At 52.0% G+C, this 1534-nt stretch carries 1 tRNA gene and 2 rRNA genes; all 3 read left to right on the top strand.

Going from position 1 to position 1534, the window contains the following annotated elements:
- Positions 1-668: ribosomal RNA gene (locus tag PGH32_RS24510) — 16S ribosomal RNA — on the top strand; the annotation flags it as partial.
- 90 nt (positions 669-758) lie between these two features.
- Positions 759-833: transfer RNA gene (locus PGH32_RS24505), tRNA-Glu, on the top strand.
- A 225-nt stretch (positions 834-1058) separates the two neighbouring features.
- Positions 1059-1534, top strand: a 23S ribosomal RNA gene (locus PGH32_RS24500); the annotation flags it as partial.

The following is a 1534-nucleotide window of genomic DNA, read 5'->3' as shown; positions in this document are numbered from 1 at the left end:
TCGACCGCCTGGGGAGTACGGCCGCAAGGTTAAAACTCAAATGAATTGACGGGGGCCCGCACAAGCGGTGGAGCATGTGGTTTAATTCGATGCAACGCGAAGAACCTTACCTGGCCTTGACATCCACAGAACTTAGCAGAGATGCTTTGGTGCCTTCGGGAACTGTGAGACAGGTGCTGCATGGCTGTCGTCAGCTCGTGTTGTGAAATGTTGGGTTAAGTCCCGCAACGAGCGCAACCCTTATCCTTTGTTGCCAGCGATTCGGTCGGGAACTCAAAGGAGACTGCCGGTGATAAACCGGAGGAAGGTGGGGATGACGTCAAGTCATCATGGCCCTTACGGCCAGGGCTACACACGTGCTACAATGGCGCATACAAAGAGAAGCGACCTCGCGAGAGCAAGCGGACCTCATAAAGTGCGTCGTAGTCCGGATCGGAGTCTGCAACTCGACTCCGTGAAGTCGGAATCGCTAGTAATCGTAGATCAGAATGCTACGGTGAATACGTTCCCGGGCCTTGTACACACCGCCCGTCACACCATGGGAGTGGGTTGCAAAAGAAGTAGGTAGCTTAACCTTCGGGAGGGCGCTTACCACTTTGTGATTCATGACTGGGGTGAAGTCGTAACAAGGTAACCGTAGGGGAACCTGCGGTTGGATCACCTCCTTACCTGAAGATACTTTCCCGCGTAGTGTCCACACAGATTGTCTGATAGAAAAAGTAATGAGCAGGACGGCTGCGAAGTCGCGACACTGATGTGTCCCCTTCGTCTAGCGGTTAGGACTCCGCCCTTTCACGGCGGCAACAGGGGTTCGAATCCCCTAGGGGACGCCACCTGCCTGGTGACAGGTGAAAGATGTCTCCACAGTATCTCAAAACTGATATTGCCTTCGGGCGAGTCATGTTTGAGATATTTGCTCTTTAACAATCCGGAACAAGCTGAAAATTGAAACGACATACTGTTTTCATTCTCCGTAATAAGAATGAATAACACTATGTTCGAGTCTCTCAAATGCTTGCAACTTTCGAGTGGTCCCACGGGACGCTTGTGGGTTGTGAGGTTAAGCGACTAAGCGTACACGGTGGATGCCTAGGCAGTCAGAGGCGATGAAGGGCGTGCTAATCTGCGATAAGCGTCGGTAAGGTGATATGAACCGTTACAACCGACGATACCCGAATGGGGAAACCCAGTGTGATTCGTCACACTATCATGTCATGAATACATAGTGGCATGAGGCGAACCGGGGGAACTGAAACATCTAAGTACCCCGAGGAAAAGAAATCAACCGAGATTCCCCCAGTAGCGGCGAGCGAACGGGGAACAGCCCAGAACCTGAATCAGTTTGTGTGTTAGTGGAAGCGTCTGGAAAGTCGCGCAGCAAAGGGTGACAGCCCCGTACACAAAAACACACTTACTGTGAGTTCGATGAGTAGGGCGGGACACGTGATATCCTGTCTGAATATGGGGGGACCATCCTCCAAGGCTAAATACTCCTGACTGACCGATAGTGAACCAGTACCGTGAGGGAAAGGCG

Origin of the sequence: Erwinia sp. SLM-02 (assembly GCF_037450285.1) — a bacterium.
GTDB lineage: Bacteria > Pseudomonadota > Gammaproteobacteria > Enterobacterales > Enterobacteriaceae > Erwinia.
The sequence above is the reverse complement of the archived record's forward strand: the minus strand, read 5'-3'. Positions and strand labels throughout refer to the sequence as shown.